Source organism: Salimicrobium album, assembly GCF_900107115.1.
Taxonomy (GTDB): Bacteria; Bacillota; Bacilli; order Bacillales; family Halobacillaceae; genus Salimicrobium; species Salimicrobium album.
The window spans coordinates 673350-686948 of the sequence record NZ_FNOS01000001.1 but is presented as its reverse complement, the minus strand read 5'-3'; the positions used below and the strand labels follow the sequence as shown (position 1 = coordinate 686948).

The 13599-nt window shown below is 47.0% G+C and carries 9 protein-coding genes and 14 tRNA genes; all 23 read left to right on the top strand.

Annotated elements, in window-relative coordinates; translation table 11 throughout:
• The 23 genes from BLU03_RS03455 to proC all read left to right on the top strand — a co-directional run bounded on the left by BLU03_RS03455 (window position 1) and on the right by proC (window position 13442).
• Window positions 1–75 (top strand) — tRNA-Glu (locus BLU03_RS03455).
• A gap of 10 nt (window positions 76–85) precedes the next feature.
• A tRNA-Val gene (locus tag BLU03_RS03450) sits at window positions 86–161 on the top strand.
• A gap of 20 nt (window positions 162–181) precedes the next feature.
• Window positions 182–258: transfer RNA gene (locus BLU03_RS03445), tRNA-Met, on the top strand.
• Window positions 259–264: 6 nt separating this feature from the next.
• Window positions 265–341, top strand: a tRNA-Asp gene (locus BLU03_RS03440).
• A 15-nt stretch (window positions 342–356) separates the two neighbouring features.
• A tRNA-Phe gene (locus BLU03_RS03435) sits at window positions 357–432 on the top strand.
• A 5-nt stretch (window positions 433–437) separates the two neighbouring features.
• Window positions 438–513 (top strand) — tRNA-Thr (locus tag BLU03_RS03430).
• Window positions 514–531: 18 nt separating this feature from the next.
• A tRNA-Tyr gene (locus BLU03_RS03425) sits at window positions 532–617 on the top strand.
• Window positions 618–622: 5 nt separating this feature from the next.
• Window positions 623–693 (top strand) — tRNA-Trp (locus BLU03_RS03420).
• Between the two features lie 15 nt (window positions 694–708).
• A tRNA-His gene (locus BLU03_RS03415) sits at window positions 709–784 on the top strand.
• 12 nt (window positions 785–796) lie between these two features.
• Window positions 797–871 (top strand) — tRNA-Gln (locus tag BLU03_RS03410).
• Window position 872: 1 nt separating this feature from the next.
• Window positions 873–944 (top strand) — tRNA-Gly (locus BLU03_RS03405).
• 12 nt (window positions 945–956) lie between these two features.
• Window positions 957–1030 (top strand) — tRNA-Cys (locus BLU03_RS03400).
• 21 nt (window positions 1031–1051) lie between these two features.
• Window positions 1052–1134: transfer RNA gene (locus tag BLU03_RS03395), tRNA-Leu, on the top strand.
• Window positions 1135–1282: 148 nt separating this feature from the next.
• Window positions 1283–1732 carry a hemerythrin domain-containing protein gene (locus BLU03_RS03390; protein WP_076568980.1) on the top strand — a complete coding sequence of 150 codons (450 nt, stop codon included), beginning with the start codon at window positions 1283–1285 and terminating at the stop codon, window positions 1730–1732.
• 102 nt (window positions 1733–1834) lie between these two features.
• Window positions 1835–1908, top strand: a tRNA-Gly gene (locus tag BLU03_RS03385).
• Between the two features lie 139 nt (window positions 1909–2047).
• Window positions 2048–3754: an ABC-ATPase domain-containing protein gene (locus BLU03_RS03380; protein ID WP_093105616.1), complete on the top strand. Its 1707-nt coding sequence runs from the start codon at window positions 2048–2050 to the stop codon at window positions 3752–3754.
• 21 nt (window positions 3755–3775) lie between these two features.
• Window positions 3776–4909, top strand: coding sequence for a tRNA epoxyqueuosine(34) reductase QueG (queG, locus tag BLU03_RS03375; RefSeq protein WP_093105580.1), 1134 nt, complete (start codon window positions 3776–3778; stop codon window positions 4907–4909).
• A gap of 17 nt (window positions 4910–4926) precedes the next feature.
• Window positions 4927–5442 carry a methylated-DNA--[protein]-cysteine S-methyltransferase gene (locus BLU03_RS03370; RefSeq protein ID WP_176765388.1) on the top strand — a complete coding sequence of 172 codons (516 nt, stop codon included), beginning with the start codon at window positions 4927–4929 and terminating at the stop codon, window positions 5440–5442.
• A gap of 145 nt (window positions 5443–5587) precedes the next feature.
• Entirely contained in the window at window positions 5588–6064 is a 477-nt protein-coding gene (locus tag BLU03_RS03365) for a tRNA (cytidine(34)-2'-O)-methyltransferase (RefSeq protein ID WP_008592170.1), read from the top strand.
• A gap of 599 nt (window positions 6065–6663) precedes the next feature.
• Complete coding sequence (locus BLU03_RS03360) at window positions 6664–9474, top strand: 2-oxoglutarate dehydrogenase E1 component (protein ID WP_245698691.1); 2811 nt, start codon at window positions 6664–6666, stop codon at window positions 9472–9474.
• Complete coding sequence (odhB, locus tag BLU03_RS03355; RefSeq protein ID WP_008592175.1) at window positions 9471–10787, top strand: 2-oxoglutarate dehydrogenase complex dihydrolipoyllysine-residue succinyltransferase; 1317 nt, start codon at window positions 9471–9473, stop codon at window positions 10785–10787. Before BLU03_RS03360 ends, odhB begins: the two co-directional genes overlap by 4 nt.
• 151 nt (window positions 10788–10938) lie before the next feature.
• Window positions 10939–12417, top strand: a complete 1479-nt coding sequence (locus tag BLU03_RS03350) for a potassium/proton antiporter (protein ID WP_076568992.1) — start codon at window positions 10939–10941, stop codon at window positions 12415–12417.
• A gap of 215 nt (window positions 12418–12632) precedes the next feature.
• Entirely contained in the window at window positions 12633–13442 is an 810-nt protein-coding gene (gene proC, locus BLU03_RS03345; protein WP_040609862.1) for a pyrroline-5-carboxylate reductase, read from the top strand.
• The last annotated feature ends 157 nt before the right edge of the window (window positions 13443–13599 follow it).

Below are 13599 nucleotides of genomic sequence, written 5' to 3'. Positions count from 1 at the left end.
GGCCCGTTGGTCAAGTGGTTAAGACACCGCCCTTTCACGGCGGTAACACGGGTTCGAATCCCGTACGGGTCACCACTATTTCACTGGAGGATTAGCTCAGCTGGGAGAGCACTTGCCTTACAAGCAAGGGGTCGCAGGTTCGAGCCCTGCATCCTCCACCATAGAAGTTATACTTCAACATCGCGGGGTGGAGCAGTCTGGCAGCTCGTCGGGCTCATAACCCGGAGGTCGCAGGTTCAAATCCTGCCCCCGCAACCAAATTTTGGTCCGGTAGTTCAGTTGGTTAGAATGCCTGCCTGTCACGCAGGAGGTCGCGGGTTCGAGTCCCGTCCGGACCGCCATTAATACATAAAAGTGGCTCGGTAGCTCAGTCGGTAGAGCAACGGACTGAAAATCCGTGTGTCGGCGGTTCGATTCCGTCCCGAGCCACCACTTTTGCCGGCCTAGCTCAATTGGTAGAGCAACTGATTTGTAATCAGTAGGTTGGGGGTTCAAGTCCTCTGGCCGGCACCAGATACTTTAATAAAAAATGGAGGGATAGCGAAGTTGGCCAAACGCGGCGGACTGTAAATCCGCTCCCATCGGGTTCGCAGGTTCGAGTCCTGCTCCCTCCACCATTTTTAGGGGTATAGTTCAAAGGCAGAACAGCGGTCTCCAAAACCGCCGATGTGGGTTCGAGTCCTACTACCCCTGTTTTTTCAATCTATGGCGACTGTGGCGAAGTGGTTAACGCACCGGATTGTGGCTCCGGCATTCGTGGGTTCGATTCCCATCAGTCGCCCCATTTTTTTATTGTTGGGCTATGGCCAAGCGGTAAGGCAACGGTTTTTGGTACCGTCATGCGCTGGTTCGAATCCAGCTAGCCCAGCCATGCGAGAGTAGTTCAGTGGTAGAACACCACCTTGCCAAGGTGGGGGTCGCGGGTTCGAATCCCGTCTCTCGCTCTTTGAGGTTATGGCGGCATAGCCAAGTGGCAAGGCAGAGGACTGCAACTCCTTTATCACCGGTTCGAATCCGGTTGCCGCCTCCAAAAAATAAACATAAAAATCGTGGCGAAGTGGTGGAACTGGCAGACACGCAGCACTCAAAATGCTGTGCCTTCTGGGCGTGTGGGTTCGAATCCCACCTTCGCTATATATAATGAAAACTACCAGGATTCTGGTAGTTTTTTTGTAATGAATACATAAAGTCAGTTCCCTTCTTCCAGAAGGCGGAAGTACGTATTACGGACAGATGATTTATTACCCGGATTTGTGGTATAAAGAGGGTAGGAGGGATAAAAATGAAACGACACGAAGCGTTAGTTCCTTTGTCGCACCACCATCACCATGGTCTTGTACTTGCTCAGAAGTTACAGAAAACAGAAGAAAAAGACAAGTTCAGAGAAATTATGAAGGATATTGAAGATTTCTGGGAAAATGATGGGGAAGCACACTTCAGGGAAGAAGAGGAAATCCTTCTCCCGCTGTACGCCTGCTATGCAGAGATAGAAGAGGATGAAGATATAGAGAAAATGCTTATCGATCATACAGTGATACGTGGACTTATCGTTAAACTGCGTAAGCTGGAGAGATTCGATTATAAAGTGTTTCAGGAATTGGGAGAGAAGCTTCATGATCACATTAGAATGGAAGAAAGGGTCATCTTTCCGAAAATAGAAAGTGCAGTTCCGGATAAAGAACTTTATAAAGTGGAAGGCAAGTTTCACATTGACAGTTACAGTGGTAAGTAACGCAACTTTCCAAGTTGCGTTTTTTTAAATAAAAAGGTTGAAACCCTTTCTGGTCGTTGTTACAATGTAAACTATCCCTTGAAGTTGTCCTGACCTCTTCGGGCGGGTGTAGTTTAGTGGTAAAACCTCAGCCTTCCAAGCTGATGACGGGAGTTCGATTCTCCTCACCCGCTCCACTAGTGTTTGAAATTATGTTTTCATACCACGTGCCAACGCAGTGTTTCGTTAATGAATAACGAAGCATTGCGTTTTTTCATGATTGAAAATGGATACATACATATAGATGAGACAGATTTTATGAAAGGAAGTGTTATCATGCAACAGCTGAAAAAACATTTAAAAGAAATAGACGGGAAAAGTTACAAGGGATATAAACAGATCCAGGGGACTTATTCTTTCCGGGATTACAAACTTCACATCGACTATGTGCAGGGAGACCCTTTTGCGGCCCCTTCCAAAATAAGAATAAGAGTTCCGGAAGCGAAACGCTCCATCAAAAAGGAGTGGACAACCTCCAGATCAAGAAGAGTTTATACGGAAGATACACTTACCCGGTGCGTTTCAGAAACGGTGAAGAAGCATAAATCGAACGTGAAAGGTTCGGGGAAAAGCGGAGATGTAGGAATGGATCAGCCGGGTCAGGAAGTTCTTGAACGTACCGCGGTTATGATAGAACAGGATTCTACAGTGCTCTGTTTCACGGTAGGCCTGCCGGCGAATGGACGCCGTATTAACGGAAAGGAAGCTGAAAAACTTTTTTTCGAAGTCCTTCCTTCGATAGTGGAGCAGTCAATTATGTCTATAAAAGACGAGGAGATTGATCAGGCATGTGAACTTGCCGATCAGTACGACGCAATCCGTGAAGAAATGGAGAAAAATGACTGGGAAGCATTCATAGCGGACGGGTCTGTTCTCCCAAGGGAAAGCGGAATCAGCCAGCGACCGATGAAAAACGCAGTACCTTTTGAAAGTCCGGAAGAGAACCGGGTTTCCATATCTCTGCCACATCGCACAGAACCGCTCACAGGTATGGCAATCAAAAAAGGCATCACGCTGATAGTAGGGGGCGGCTATCACGGAAAAAGCACCCTGCTCCAGGCCATTGAGAGAGGGGTGTATCCTCATAAACAGGGAGATGGGCGCGAATATGTCATCACTGCTCCGGACGCCGTTAAAGTGAGAGCGGAAGATGGAAGGAAAGTTACAAACGTCGATATTTCCTCTTTCATTAAGAATCTACCGCACGGCACCGATACCTCCACTTTTACAACAGAGGATGCGAGCGGAAGTACATCGCAGGCTGCGAATGTGGTCGAGGCGCTTGAGACAGGTGCCGGAGCTCTATTGATAGACGAAGACACCAGTGCGACGAACTTTATGATCCGGGATGAACGTATGCAGGAACTTGTTGCTAAAGAGAAAGAGCCGATCACCCCTTTCATCGATAAAATCGAGCAGATGAGGGATGAGCTCGATGTCTCGACGATCCTCGTCATGGGTGGATCCGGTGAATATTTCCACGCTGCCGATCACGTGATAATGATGGATCAGTACATCCCGCATGATGTGACGGCCAGGGCCAGGGAAATAGCTTCCCGTTACCCGAGCGAACGTAAGAAAGAGGAATTTTCTTTCGGTTCCCTGCCGGCGCGGTCTTTTCTTCCGGCCACCATTCAGGCCCAGCGCGGGAAGAAGGAAAAAGTGCAGTCCAAGGGGATGTATCATATAATTATGGGAAGGCACGACATACGCATGGAAGGACTTGAGCAGCTCGTTGATGCTTCTCAGACGAGGTTCATCGCTGATCTGATCACCCATATGAATAAACAGGGTATGCTGAAGAAAAAAGAGACGCTGAAAGAACTGGTAGATGCGATTGATAAACAGATTGATGCAGAAGGACTTTCCTTCGCCGCTCCTTTCAGGAATCAGCATCCCGGGGAACTGGCCAGACCGAGAAAGTTTGAAATTGCAGCCACCTTAAACAGAATCCGTACCGCAAAGGTGGAGGATCTAAGGTAAGGGAGAAGGAGGAGCGCACGTATGGATGCCGAACAATTAAAGAGGGAAACGATTGCCTACAGCAAGGAAATAGGAATCGATAAAATAGGTTTTGCCAGCGCAGACGTATTCGGCGAATTAAAATCCCGGCTGATACGACAGGAACAGCTGGGATATCACTCGGGGTTCGAAAAGGGGAGTCCGGAAGAGCGTACGGAACCTGAACGCCTCCTTCCCTCTTCCCAATCTATCATTTCTATCGCGCTCGCCTATCCTTCAAAAATGGAATATCCCCCTAAAAACGAGAAAGGGGCGCGACGCGGCCAGTTCGCCCGTGCTTCATGGGGGGAGGATTACCACACGGTTTTACGCGAAAAACTGCAGCTGCTCGGTTCTTTTCTCCGTGAAAAGGTTCCTGAAGTTGAATTGAAACTGATGGTAGACACAGGGGAGCTGTCAGACCGTGCCGTAGCCGAGAGGGCAGGGATCGGGTTCAGCGGAAAAAACTGTGCGATAATCACCCCCGAGTTCGGTTCCTACGTTTATCTCGGTGAACTGGTGACAAATCTTCCGTTCGCTCCGGATGAGCCGATCCAGGAAGGATGTGGGGACTGTAATATTTGCGTAGATTCGTGTCCAACGGATGCCCTTGTCCAGGGCGGGCAGCTGAATGCCAATCGATGCATCGCTTTTCTGACCCAGACCAAAGGTTTTCTCGAAGATGAATACCGTACGAAAATAGGGAACAGAGTCTACGGTTGTGATACTTGTCAGACGGTTTGCCCGTTCAACCGCAAAAAAGATTTCCATCTTCACGAAGAGTTCGAGCCAGACCCGGAGAAAGTCAAACCTGTACTCCGCCCTATTCTTCGCATATCCAACCGGGAGTTCAAAGAAAAGTTCGGCAGAATGGCAGGATCGTGGCGCGGAAAGAAACCGATTCAGCGTAATGCTATTCTGGCTCTTGGTCATTACCGGGAGATAGAGGCGGTAGAGGACCTTGTATATCTTATGAAGAACGATCCCCGCCCTGTAATCAGGGGTACGGCTGCGTACAGTCTCGGAAAAATCGGAACGTCGGAATGTTTCGAGGAGCTCGAGGTGGCCAGAGGAGATGAGACTGATGAAAAAGTGAAAGAAGAAATGGAGAAAGGCTTAGCTTTTCAGGTGAATTGAAAAGGAGAAGTGAAGAAATGTTATTTTATCAGAAGGAAATGACCACTCCGCTCGGACCGATGCTCGCAACGGCCGATGAGGAGCGTTTGATCCGTCTGGACTACGGGTCCGCCTCCGAAAAAGGGGAACTTCATGAGAACCACATCCACTCCTTTATCGATAAATCTCCGGAGTTGATAGAAAAAGAAACAAAGCTGCTGCAGGAAACTGAGAAGCAGCTAAAGGAGTATTTTAACAGGGAAAGGTACTCGTTCAGCCTTCCTTATAAATTTTACGGTACCTCCTTTCAAAAGAACATTTGGGAAGCGCTCGTGATGGAAGTTCCGTACGGGGAGACTATCACTTATAAAGGTCTGGCGGAGAGCGCCGGTAACCGAAAAGCCGTACGTGCCGTAGGAGGAGCCATGAACAAAAACCCTTTTTCCATCGTAGTCCCGTGCCACCGAGTGGTAGGCCAGAACGGAAAAATGACCGGATATGGCGGGGGTGTTGATAAAAAAGTGTATCTGTTGAATCTCGAAACCACCCTTTAGCTGCGGGTGGTTTTACTGTTCAGAAATTTTTCCGGGACCTTCCAGTTGTTGCGGCTGCTTGGTTCGTTACGGTCTCTTTAAGATAAATACACTTTTATGTGATATAATATCCGGGTTGACTAAAATAATTTCAGAGGTGAAACGGATGCCTAATCACGTGGTATTATTTCAGCCGGAAATCCCTGCAAACACCGGAAATATAGCCAGAACCTGTCTTGCTACGGACACTACTCTGCACCTCATACATCCGCTCGGATTTTCCACGGAGGACCGCATGGTGAAACGAGCGGGACTTGATTACTGGTATGACGTAACTATTTATCATTATGATTCCCTGGAGGAACTCTACGGAAAATTTCCGGAAGGCGACTATTATTATGTCGAAAACTTCGGAGGCAGTTCATTCGTGGAGATGGACTATACGGATACGGCGAAAGATCAGCTGTTCGTATTTGGAAGGGAAAGCGACGGAATTCCGCATGAACTGCTGGAAGGAATGGAAGACAGGTGCGTACGCATACCTATGACAGATAAAGTGAGGTCACTGAATCTTGCGAATACTGTTTCTATTATGCTTTTCCACGTATTGCACGAGCAGGGGTTTCCCGGTCTTATAAAATAAAGGAAGAACGGGAGGCAACCGACCTCTTTCTTCCGAACAAAAAAAGATCGCCTTTTAAGGGCGATCTCTTCAGTATATTACTTTGGAGCACCTGGCTTTTCGTCGCGTCCTGCAGCGAAAATAGATGTAAGAAAAGAAATGCTCACCATCATGATCAATGTCATTTTCATGTGTAGTTCCTCCTTGTCATCCCGTTCAATTCTGTTTCCATTATACACGAGGTTAATTATAAAGAAAATGGAAACACGGAAATTTCTTGCGGAGGAGCCCGGTATCATTTCAAAAATAAAATTGATGAAAATACCGTTTTAAAAATCCGGAGGTATGAAATAGTGAAGAATAAGCGATAAATTACTCAATTCGTGTTCAGAACAACCTTTTCTTGTTATAATGATAGATGGAATAAAAGAGTATGTATGAAAGTCAGAAAAAAAGAAAATGTCAACAGCTATTGAACGTTACCATGTACAGTTCTATAATAGAGTTTGAATTTGCAAACGTTTACGTTTCATACATCATCGAAGACTAATTTGGGGGTAATTTTCGTGTCGAATACAGAATCCAAAGTATCTTTTTGGTCTAACTTCCATGGTCCCAACATGGGATACATAGAAGAGCAATATGAACGTTTTCAGGAAGATGAAAATGCAGTCGACGCTTCTATGAAAGAACTTTTTGAAAAGCACGGGGCGCCTGTAGAATCGGAGCGGCCTGCTGCCGAATCCTCCGGTGGAAACGTCCCTTCTGCCCAGGATGTAAGCAAAATTGCTGCTGCTTTGAAACTGGTGGAAGCAATCCGTCGCGATGGTCATCTTTCCGCCGATATTTATGCGGTAGGAGGGTTTGATCGCCCCGACACCGAATTACTCGAACCGGAAACTTACGGTATCTCTAAAGAAGATCTTGAACAGCTCCCGGCCGAATGGATCTGGCCTGAGGCTAACGTTAAACTCAATAATGCGTGGCAGGCGATCGAAACACTGAAAGAAAGGTATGCAGGTACGCTTTCCTTCGAATATGAACACGTGCATAACGAAAGGGAAAGGTCCTGGTTAAAGGAAAGAATCGAATCGGGTTCTTACAGTGTCAACCTGTCCACGGAAGAACGGAAGCAGCTTTTGTATCGCCTGATAGAAGTCGAGAATTTCGAACAGTTTCTCGGTAAGACTTTCGTGGCTCAGAAGAGGTTTTCCATCGAAGGCATGGATGCCATGGTACCTATGCTGGATAAAATCGTCCAGTCAGCAGCAGTCGACCATATTCAGCACGTTATGCTTGGAATGGCGCACCGCGGCCGTCTGAACGTACTGGCTCACGTACTTGGAAAACCTTATGAAAAAATATTTTCGGAATTTAATCACTCCCCGGAAAAGGAACTTATGCCTTCGGAAGGATCACAGGGAATCAACTACGGATGGACCGGAGATGTGAAATATCATTTCGGTGCCAAACGAGAAGTGAAAAACGGGGATGACAGTCACGCCACGCGCGTAACGTTAAGCCATAACCCTTCTCACCTTGAGTTTGTAAATCCGGTAGTACAGGGCTTCACAAGAGCCGCTCAGGATTACCGGGAGGAGCGCGGTAATTCAGTAATTGATGAAGATGCTGCTCTTGGCGTGCTTATTCACGGAGATGCTGCTTTTATAGGGGAAGGTGTCGTAGCCGAAACCTTAAACTTGAGTGACCTTGAAGGGTACCGTTCTGGAGGGACGGTGCATATTATTGCGAATAATCTTGTTGGCTTCACTACGAACCGGAAAGACGGAAGGTCCACCCGTTATGCCAGTGACCTGGCCAAAGGGTTTGAAATTCCTATCATGCACGTGAATGCTGACGATCCGGAAGCGTGCCTCTCCGCGATTGCTCTTGCATACGAATATCGCCAGACTTTCCATAAAGACGTATTAATCGATCTTGTGGGTTACCGGCGTTATGGTCATAACGAAATAGACGAGCCACGGGCTACCCAGCCCCGTCTTTATAGTGAAATAGATGAACATCCTACCATCGCCAATGTGTACGGGGAGAATCTATTGAATCAGGGGGTTATCCAGGACGGAGAGCTTGATGAGTATAAAGAAAAAGCGACTTCGAACCTGAGAGACATTTATAACAGTATGAAAGAAGAAGAGACATACGAACCGGACGTCCAGGGTCGCCCGCAGGGAGTGGAACGGTCTCTCGAGGAGTTTGAAACCGTGGTGGACCTTGATCGTCTGAAAACGCTCAATAAGCAGATGCTTGAGCGCCCTGAAGGCTTCAACGGGTTCAAGAAACTCGAAAAAATCCTGAACAAACGTGAGAATATGCTTGAAGAAGGAAATAAAGTAGACTGGGCTACAGCAGAAGCACTGGCGTTCGCCTCTATCCTTGAAGAGGGTCAGCCGATCCGGGTCACCGGTCAGGACACGGAACGTGGGACATTTGCCCACCGGCACATGGTTCTTCATGATGTGGAAACCGGAGAAACTTATTGCCCGCTACACGGTATTGAACAGGCGAAAGCTTCGTTTGATATATTCAACAGTCCCCTGTCGGAAGCCGGAGTGCTCGGTTTTGAATACGGGTACAGCGTACATTCCCAGGAAACCCTGGTCGTATGGGAAGCACAGTTCGGTGATTTCGCGAACGCGGGTCAGGTGATTTTCGATCAGTTTGTTTCTTCCGGACGCGCGAAGTGGAACGAACAGTCGAATATGGTATTCCTGCTTCCGCACGGTTATGAAGGACAGGGGCCTGAACACTCCAGTGCCCGTCTGGAACGTTTCCTGCAGATGTCAGCTGAAAACAACTGGACAGTCGCAAACGTGACGTCAGCCGCCCAATACTTCCATCTTCTCAGAAGGCAGTCAGCCATCAGTTGTAAAGAGGAAGAAAGGCCGCTTGTGCTGATGACGCCGAAAAGTCTGTTGCGTAATCAGCGTGTGGCTTCAGAAGCGAAAGAATTTACGGACAGCGGCTTCCACCCTCTTGTTCGTCAGCCCGGACTGACGAAGACGAAGAAAAAAGACAAATCTAAAGTGAAAACACTGCTTCTCGGAAGCGGTAAAATCATGGTGGATATCGAAGATCGTACTGAACAGGAAGAAAGTTCTTTTGAAACAATTGATGCGGTCCGCGTCGAACAGATTTATCCGTTCCCGGATCAGAAACTGAAAGAGATTATGAAGGAATATCCTAACTTGAAAGAACTCGTATGGGTACAGGAAGAACCGCAAAATATGGGAAGCTGGTATTTTGTCGAAGGCATTCTTTACAACCTGCTCGAGGAAGGTCAGATACACCGTTACGTGGGACGCCCTCATCGTGCATCACCTTCAGTGGGGGAACCTAATATTCATAAAACCGAACAGAACCGCATAATCAAGGAAGCTCTTCAAATCTCTAAAGGAGGCAACTCACAATGAAGGAAATAAAAGTACCAGAACTGGCAGAATCAATTACGGAGGGGACTATAGCCGAATGGCTCGTGAATAAAGGGGACCAGGTGGAAAAAGGCGATCCTGTTCTCGAGCTTGAAACCGACAAAGTCAACGTCGAGGTGAACGCGGATACCGGCGGTGTCATTACCGAACTCCTGAAAGAAGCAGGTGATGACGTAGAAGTCGGGGACGTAATTGCGAAAGTTGATGAAACCGGGGAAGCCTCCGGAAAAGAAGATGATTCTTCCGGGGAAGATGCTTCCGAAGAGAAAACAGAAGAGAAGCCAGACGAAGGCAAACAGGAAGCGAAAGAGGAGAAAACAGAAGATAAGAAAGAAGAAAAAGAAGACAAGAAAGAAAAATCTTCCGATGATGACTCGAAGAAAGAAGATATCATCGCTACCCCGGCTGCCCGCAAACGGGCCAGAGAACTTGGTATCGATTTAAGCGAGATTTCTGCACGTGACCCTTACGGCCGCGTACGTCCGGAAGATGTAGACGAACATGCAAATGGCAGTTCGAAAGAGGAGAAGAAACAGACTTCCAGCGGCTCGTCTTCCGATAAAAAAGAAAAAGAATCGAAAGAAGAGTTCAGTAAGCCGGTAGAGCGCGAGAAAATGTCCCGCCGCCGCCAGACTATTGCAAAACGTCTGGTGGAAGTCCAGCAGGAATCTGCGATGCTCACCACTTTCAACGAAGTGGATATGACCAATATCATGAACTTGCGTAAAGAACGGAAAGAAGCATTCCAGGATAAACATGGAGTGAAACTTGGGTTTATGTCCTTCTTTACGAAAGCTGCAGTTGGTGCCCTTAAAGAATTCCCGCTGCTTAATGCGGAAATCCAGGGCAAAGAAGTAGTGAAAAAGAAATTCTATGATATCGGAATGGCTGTTTCCACAGATGAAGGTCTGGTCGTCCCTGTCGTACGTGATGCGGATCGCGTCGGTTTCGCAGGCATCGAAAGCGAAATCATCCGTTTGGCTGAGATGGCCCGTAATAAAGAACTCGGTCTTGATGATCTTCAGGGCGGATCTTTCACGATCACAAACGGCGGTATTTTCGGTTCCATGCTTTCTACACCTATCCTGAACTCCCCACAGGTAGGGATTCTCGGGCTTCACAATATTGAAAAGCGTCCGAAAGTAATGCCGGACGATTCCATTGAAGCCAGACCGATGATGTATATTGCGCTTTCCTACGACCATCGTATCGTTGATGGTAAAGAAGCAGTGCAATTCCTTCGTCGTATTAAAGAAATGATTGAAGACCCATATGATCTTCTGCTCGAAGGTTAATAAAACAGCACTACAAAAAGGCGGCCGGTTTCAAAAGGCCGCCTTTTTGTATCTGAGAAACTTCTGTAATGGAAGAAGAGTGAGCGTCCTGCGAACGATACCAGAGAAAAATTGGTATAATAAAAAAACGAAATCTCTGGAGGCTCCATAAATGATACAGGAAATTTTAGAATCCAATCAGTTTCTTTTTTTGATAGCACTGCTTCTGATTGTCAGTGTGGTAGTTACGAAATTTTCAAGCCGTCTCGGCGTGCCTTCACTGGTTTTATTTATAGCTGTAGGAATGATTGTTGGAAGTGACGGTCTTCAACTCGTGTATTTTAATAATGCCGAAGTTGCCCAGTTAATCGGGGTAATGGCTCTTGTAGTCATTTTGTTCGAGGGTGGTATGCAGACGGAGTGGCGGGAAATCAGACCGGTGGCCGCACCGTCTGTCATGCTTGCTACAGTCGGCGTGCTGATAACCACTGCCATTGTAGCTGTAACAGCGAAATACATTATCGATTTACCATGGCTAGAAGCCTTTCTGTTAGGGTCCATCGTAGGTTCCACGGATGCTGCAGCCGTATTCGCCGTGCTGAAAGGAAAAAACATCAAAGATAAAGTATCCTCCACGCTTGAAGCGGAATCGGGGACTAATGATCCTATGGCCGTCTTCCTGACGGTCACGTTCATACAACTTCTTTCTCTGGAGGAGTCCAACATTTGGACAGCCGTGGGTTCTTTTTTCTGGCAGATGGGTGCCGGTCTTCTGACAGGAATTATTATCGGATACGTGGCGAGCCTCTCCCTGAATAAAATAAACCTCGACTCAAGTGGTTTGTATCCGTTGTTTGCTTTGGGTTTTGCATTCCTCGCCTACAGTACGAGTTCACTTATTGAATCGAGCGGCTTGCTCGCAGTCTATGTAAGTGCTGTTGTAATCGGCCACGGTGAGCTCGCCTATCGATACTCCATTCTCCGTTTCCATGAAGGGTTCGGCTGGATGGCGCAGATTTTGATGTTCGTCCTGCTTGGGCTGTTTGTTTCCCCTTCGGAGGTGTTTACAGGCAACGTTATGTGGAGCGGGGTGCTTACAGCATTTGTACTGATATTTATCGCCCGGCCCGCCGCGGTATTTTCGATGCTCGGCTTTTTCAGATTTTCGACTAAGGAAATGCTGTTTCTGTCGTGGGCGGGACTAAGAGGAGCTGTACCAATCGTACTGGCGATATTCCCTATGCTCGCAGGAATCGGTCACAGCCAGACTATTTTTAATATCGTTTTCTTCATTGTTCTGATTTCAGCTCTGCTGCAGGGTTCGACTATTATGCAGGTGGCAGAGAAATTCAAATTGGTTTCAGAGAGGAGAATCAATCCTATCCATTCTCTCGAGGTGATATCCATGGGGAAAGCGAACGTGGAGATGCTGGAATTTGAAGTAACAGACCAGAACCAGATCGCCGGGGAGACGCTTGAAGATTTATCTTTGCCTGACAGGGCTTTGATTAACGCTATTATAAGAGACGGGGATATGATTACCCCTTACGGTCAGACAACAATTATGCCGGGAGACACGTTGTACATTCTCGTAGCCCGGAAAGTGAAGAAACAGCTGAAGAAACGTCTGCAGGCTTTAAAAGAAAATTGAACATAAGTAAGAGCCAGGTGTAGAAGGGTACCTGGCTCGATTGCAGTGGTTATGATATTTGGGGTGAAGCGTTATGATATGATTACGTATTTTATTATAAAGCAGGTCTTCAGCTTTGTAAACCCTTTCTCAGGAAATATAACCTTTTTCGTTAATGAGATTGTGAACGTGGACAGATTTCGTTAAAATGAAAACCATTAAAGGAGGCGATTGATTTGGTAAAGAACATTGGTTTTATAGGATGTGGCAGCATGGGGCAGGCAATGATCCAGGGGATGATCCGTTCCGGGAGCGTCTCTATCGATCAGATTTCTGCGACTGCAATAACCGAGGAGACTATCGATTTCGTAAGCGGGGAAATCGGTATACGGATTTCTGATGACAACAAACGTCTGGCTGCGGATAGTGATATCCTGTTCCTGGCTGTGAAACCTTATGTTTATCAGGGGGTAATCGAACAGATCAAATCGGAACTTTCTGAAGATACTATTATAGTTACAATCGCCCCCGGCATAAACTTAGAAACGATGAGGAAGTATCTTGGCAAAAACGTCAAGGTAATTCGCTCCATGCCTAACACACCTTCTTTAGTAGGGGAAGGGATGAGTGTATTGTGCCCTAATGAACTGGTTACAGAGACGGAACTGAATGCTGTTCTCGATCTTTATGAGAGCTTCGGGAAGGCGGAGGTTATTAAAGAAAATCTCATGGATGCTGTACCTGCCGTAAGCGGGTCTTCTCCGGCATTTGTCTATATGTTCATTGAAGCTATGGCCGATACGGCGGTACAACAGGGGTTTCCAAGAGATAAGGCCTATAAAATGGCTGCTCAGTCCGTGAGCGGAGCGGCAAAAATGATTCTTGAAACAGGAGAGCACCCGGGCAAACTGAAAGACGATGTTTGTACGCCCGGGGGAGTCACCATCGAGGGCGTCACCGCTCTTGAAAAACACGGTCTTCGCAAGGCTGTAATCGAAGCGATGAATGCTACGACAGAACGTTCCGGATATTTATCGAAACAGTAAACCCTGTTTTCGGCACCGGGGGAAAACAGAGTCTCCTGCTTTAAATAAACATTATAATTACTGTCTGAATTGTAGCTACTGTTTATTAAAGTGAAAAATATCTTTACAACAGGGGGTGGAGCGCATAAGATAATAGTGATAATGATTTTCAATTAAG

Bases quoted from the DNA above. Each gene is read 5' to 3' on its own strand.
- BLU03_RS03390 (WP_076568980.1), top strand. From the start codon at position 1,283: ATGAAACGACACGAAGCGTTAGTTCCTTTGTCGCACCACCATCACCAT.
- BLU03_RS03380 (WP_093105616.1), top strand. From the start codon at position 2,048: ATGCAACAGCTGAAAAAACATTTAAAAGAAATAGACGGGAAAAGTTAC.
- queG (WP_093105580.1), top strand. From the start codon at position 3,776: ATGGATGCCGAACAATTAAAGAGGGAAACGATTGCCTACAGCAAGGAA.
- BLU03_RS03370 (WP_176765388.1), top strand. From the start codon at position 4,927: ATGTTATTTTATCAGAAGGAAATGACCACTCCGCTCGGACCGATGCTC.
- BLU03_RS03365 (WP_008592170.1), top strand. From the start codon at position 5,588: ATGCCTAATCACGTGGTATTATTTCAGCCGGAAATCCCTGCAAACACC.
- BLU03_RS03360 (WP_245698691.1), top strand. From the start codon at position 6,664: ATGGGATACATAGAAGAGCAATATGAACGTTTTCAGGAAGATGAAAAT.
- odhB (WP_008592175.1), top strand. From the start codon at position 9,471: ATGAAGGAAATAAAAGTACCAGAACTGGCAGAATCAATTACGGAGGGG.
- BLU03_RS03350 (WP_076568992.1), top strand. From the start codon at position 10,939: ATGATACAGGAAATTTTAGAATCCAATCAGTTTCTTTTTTTGATAGCA.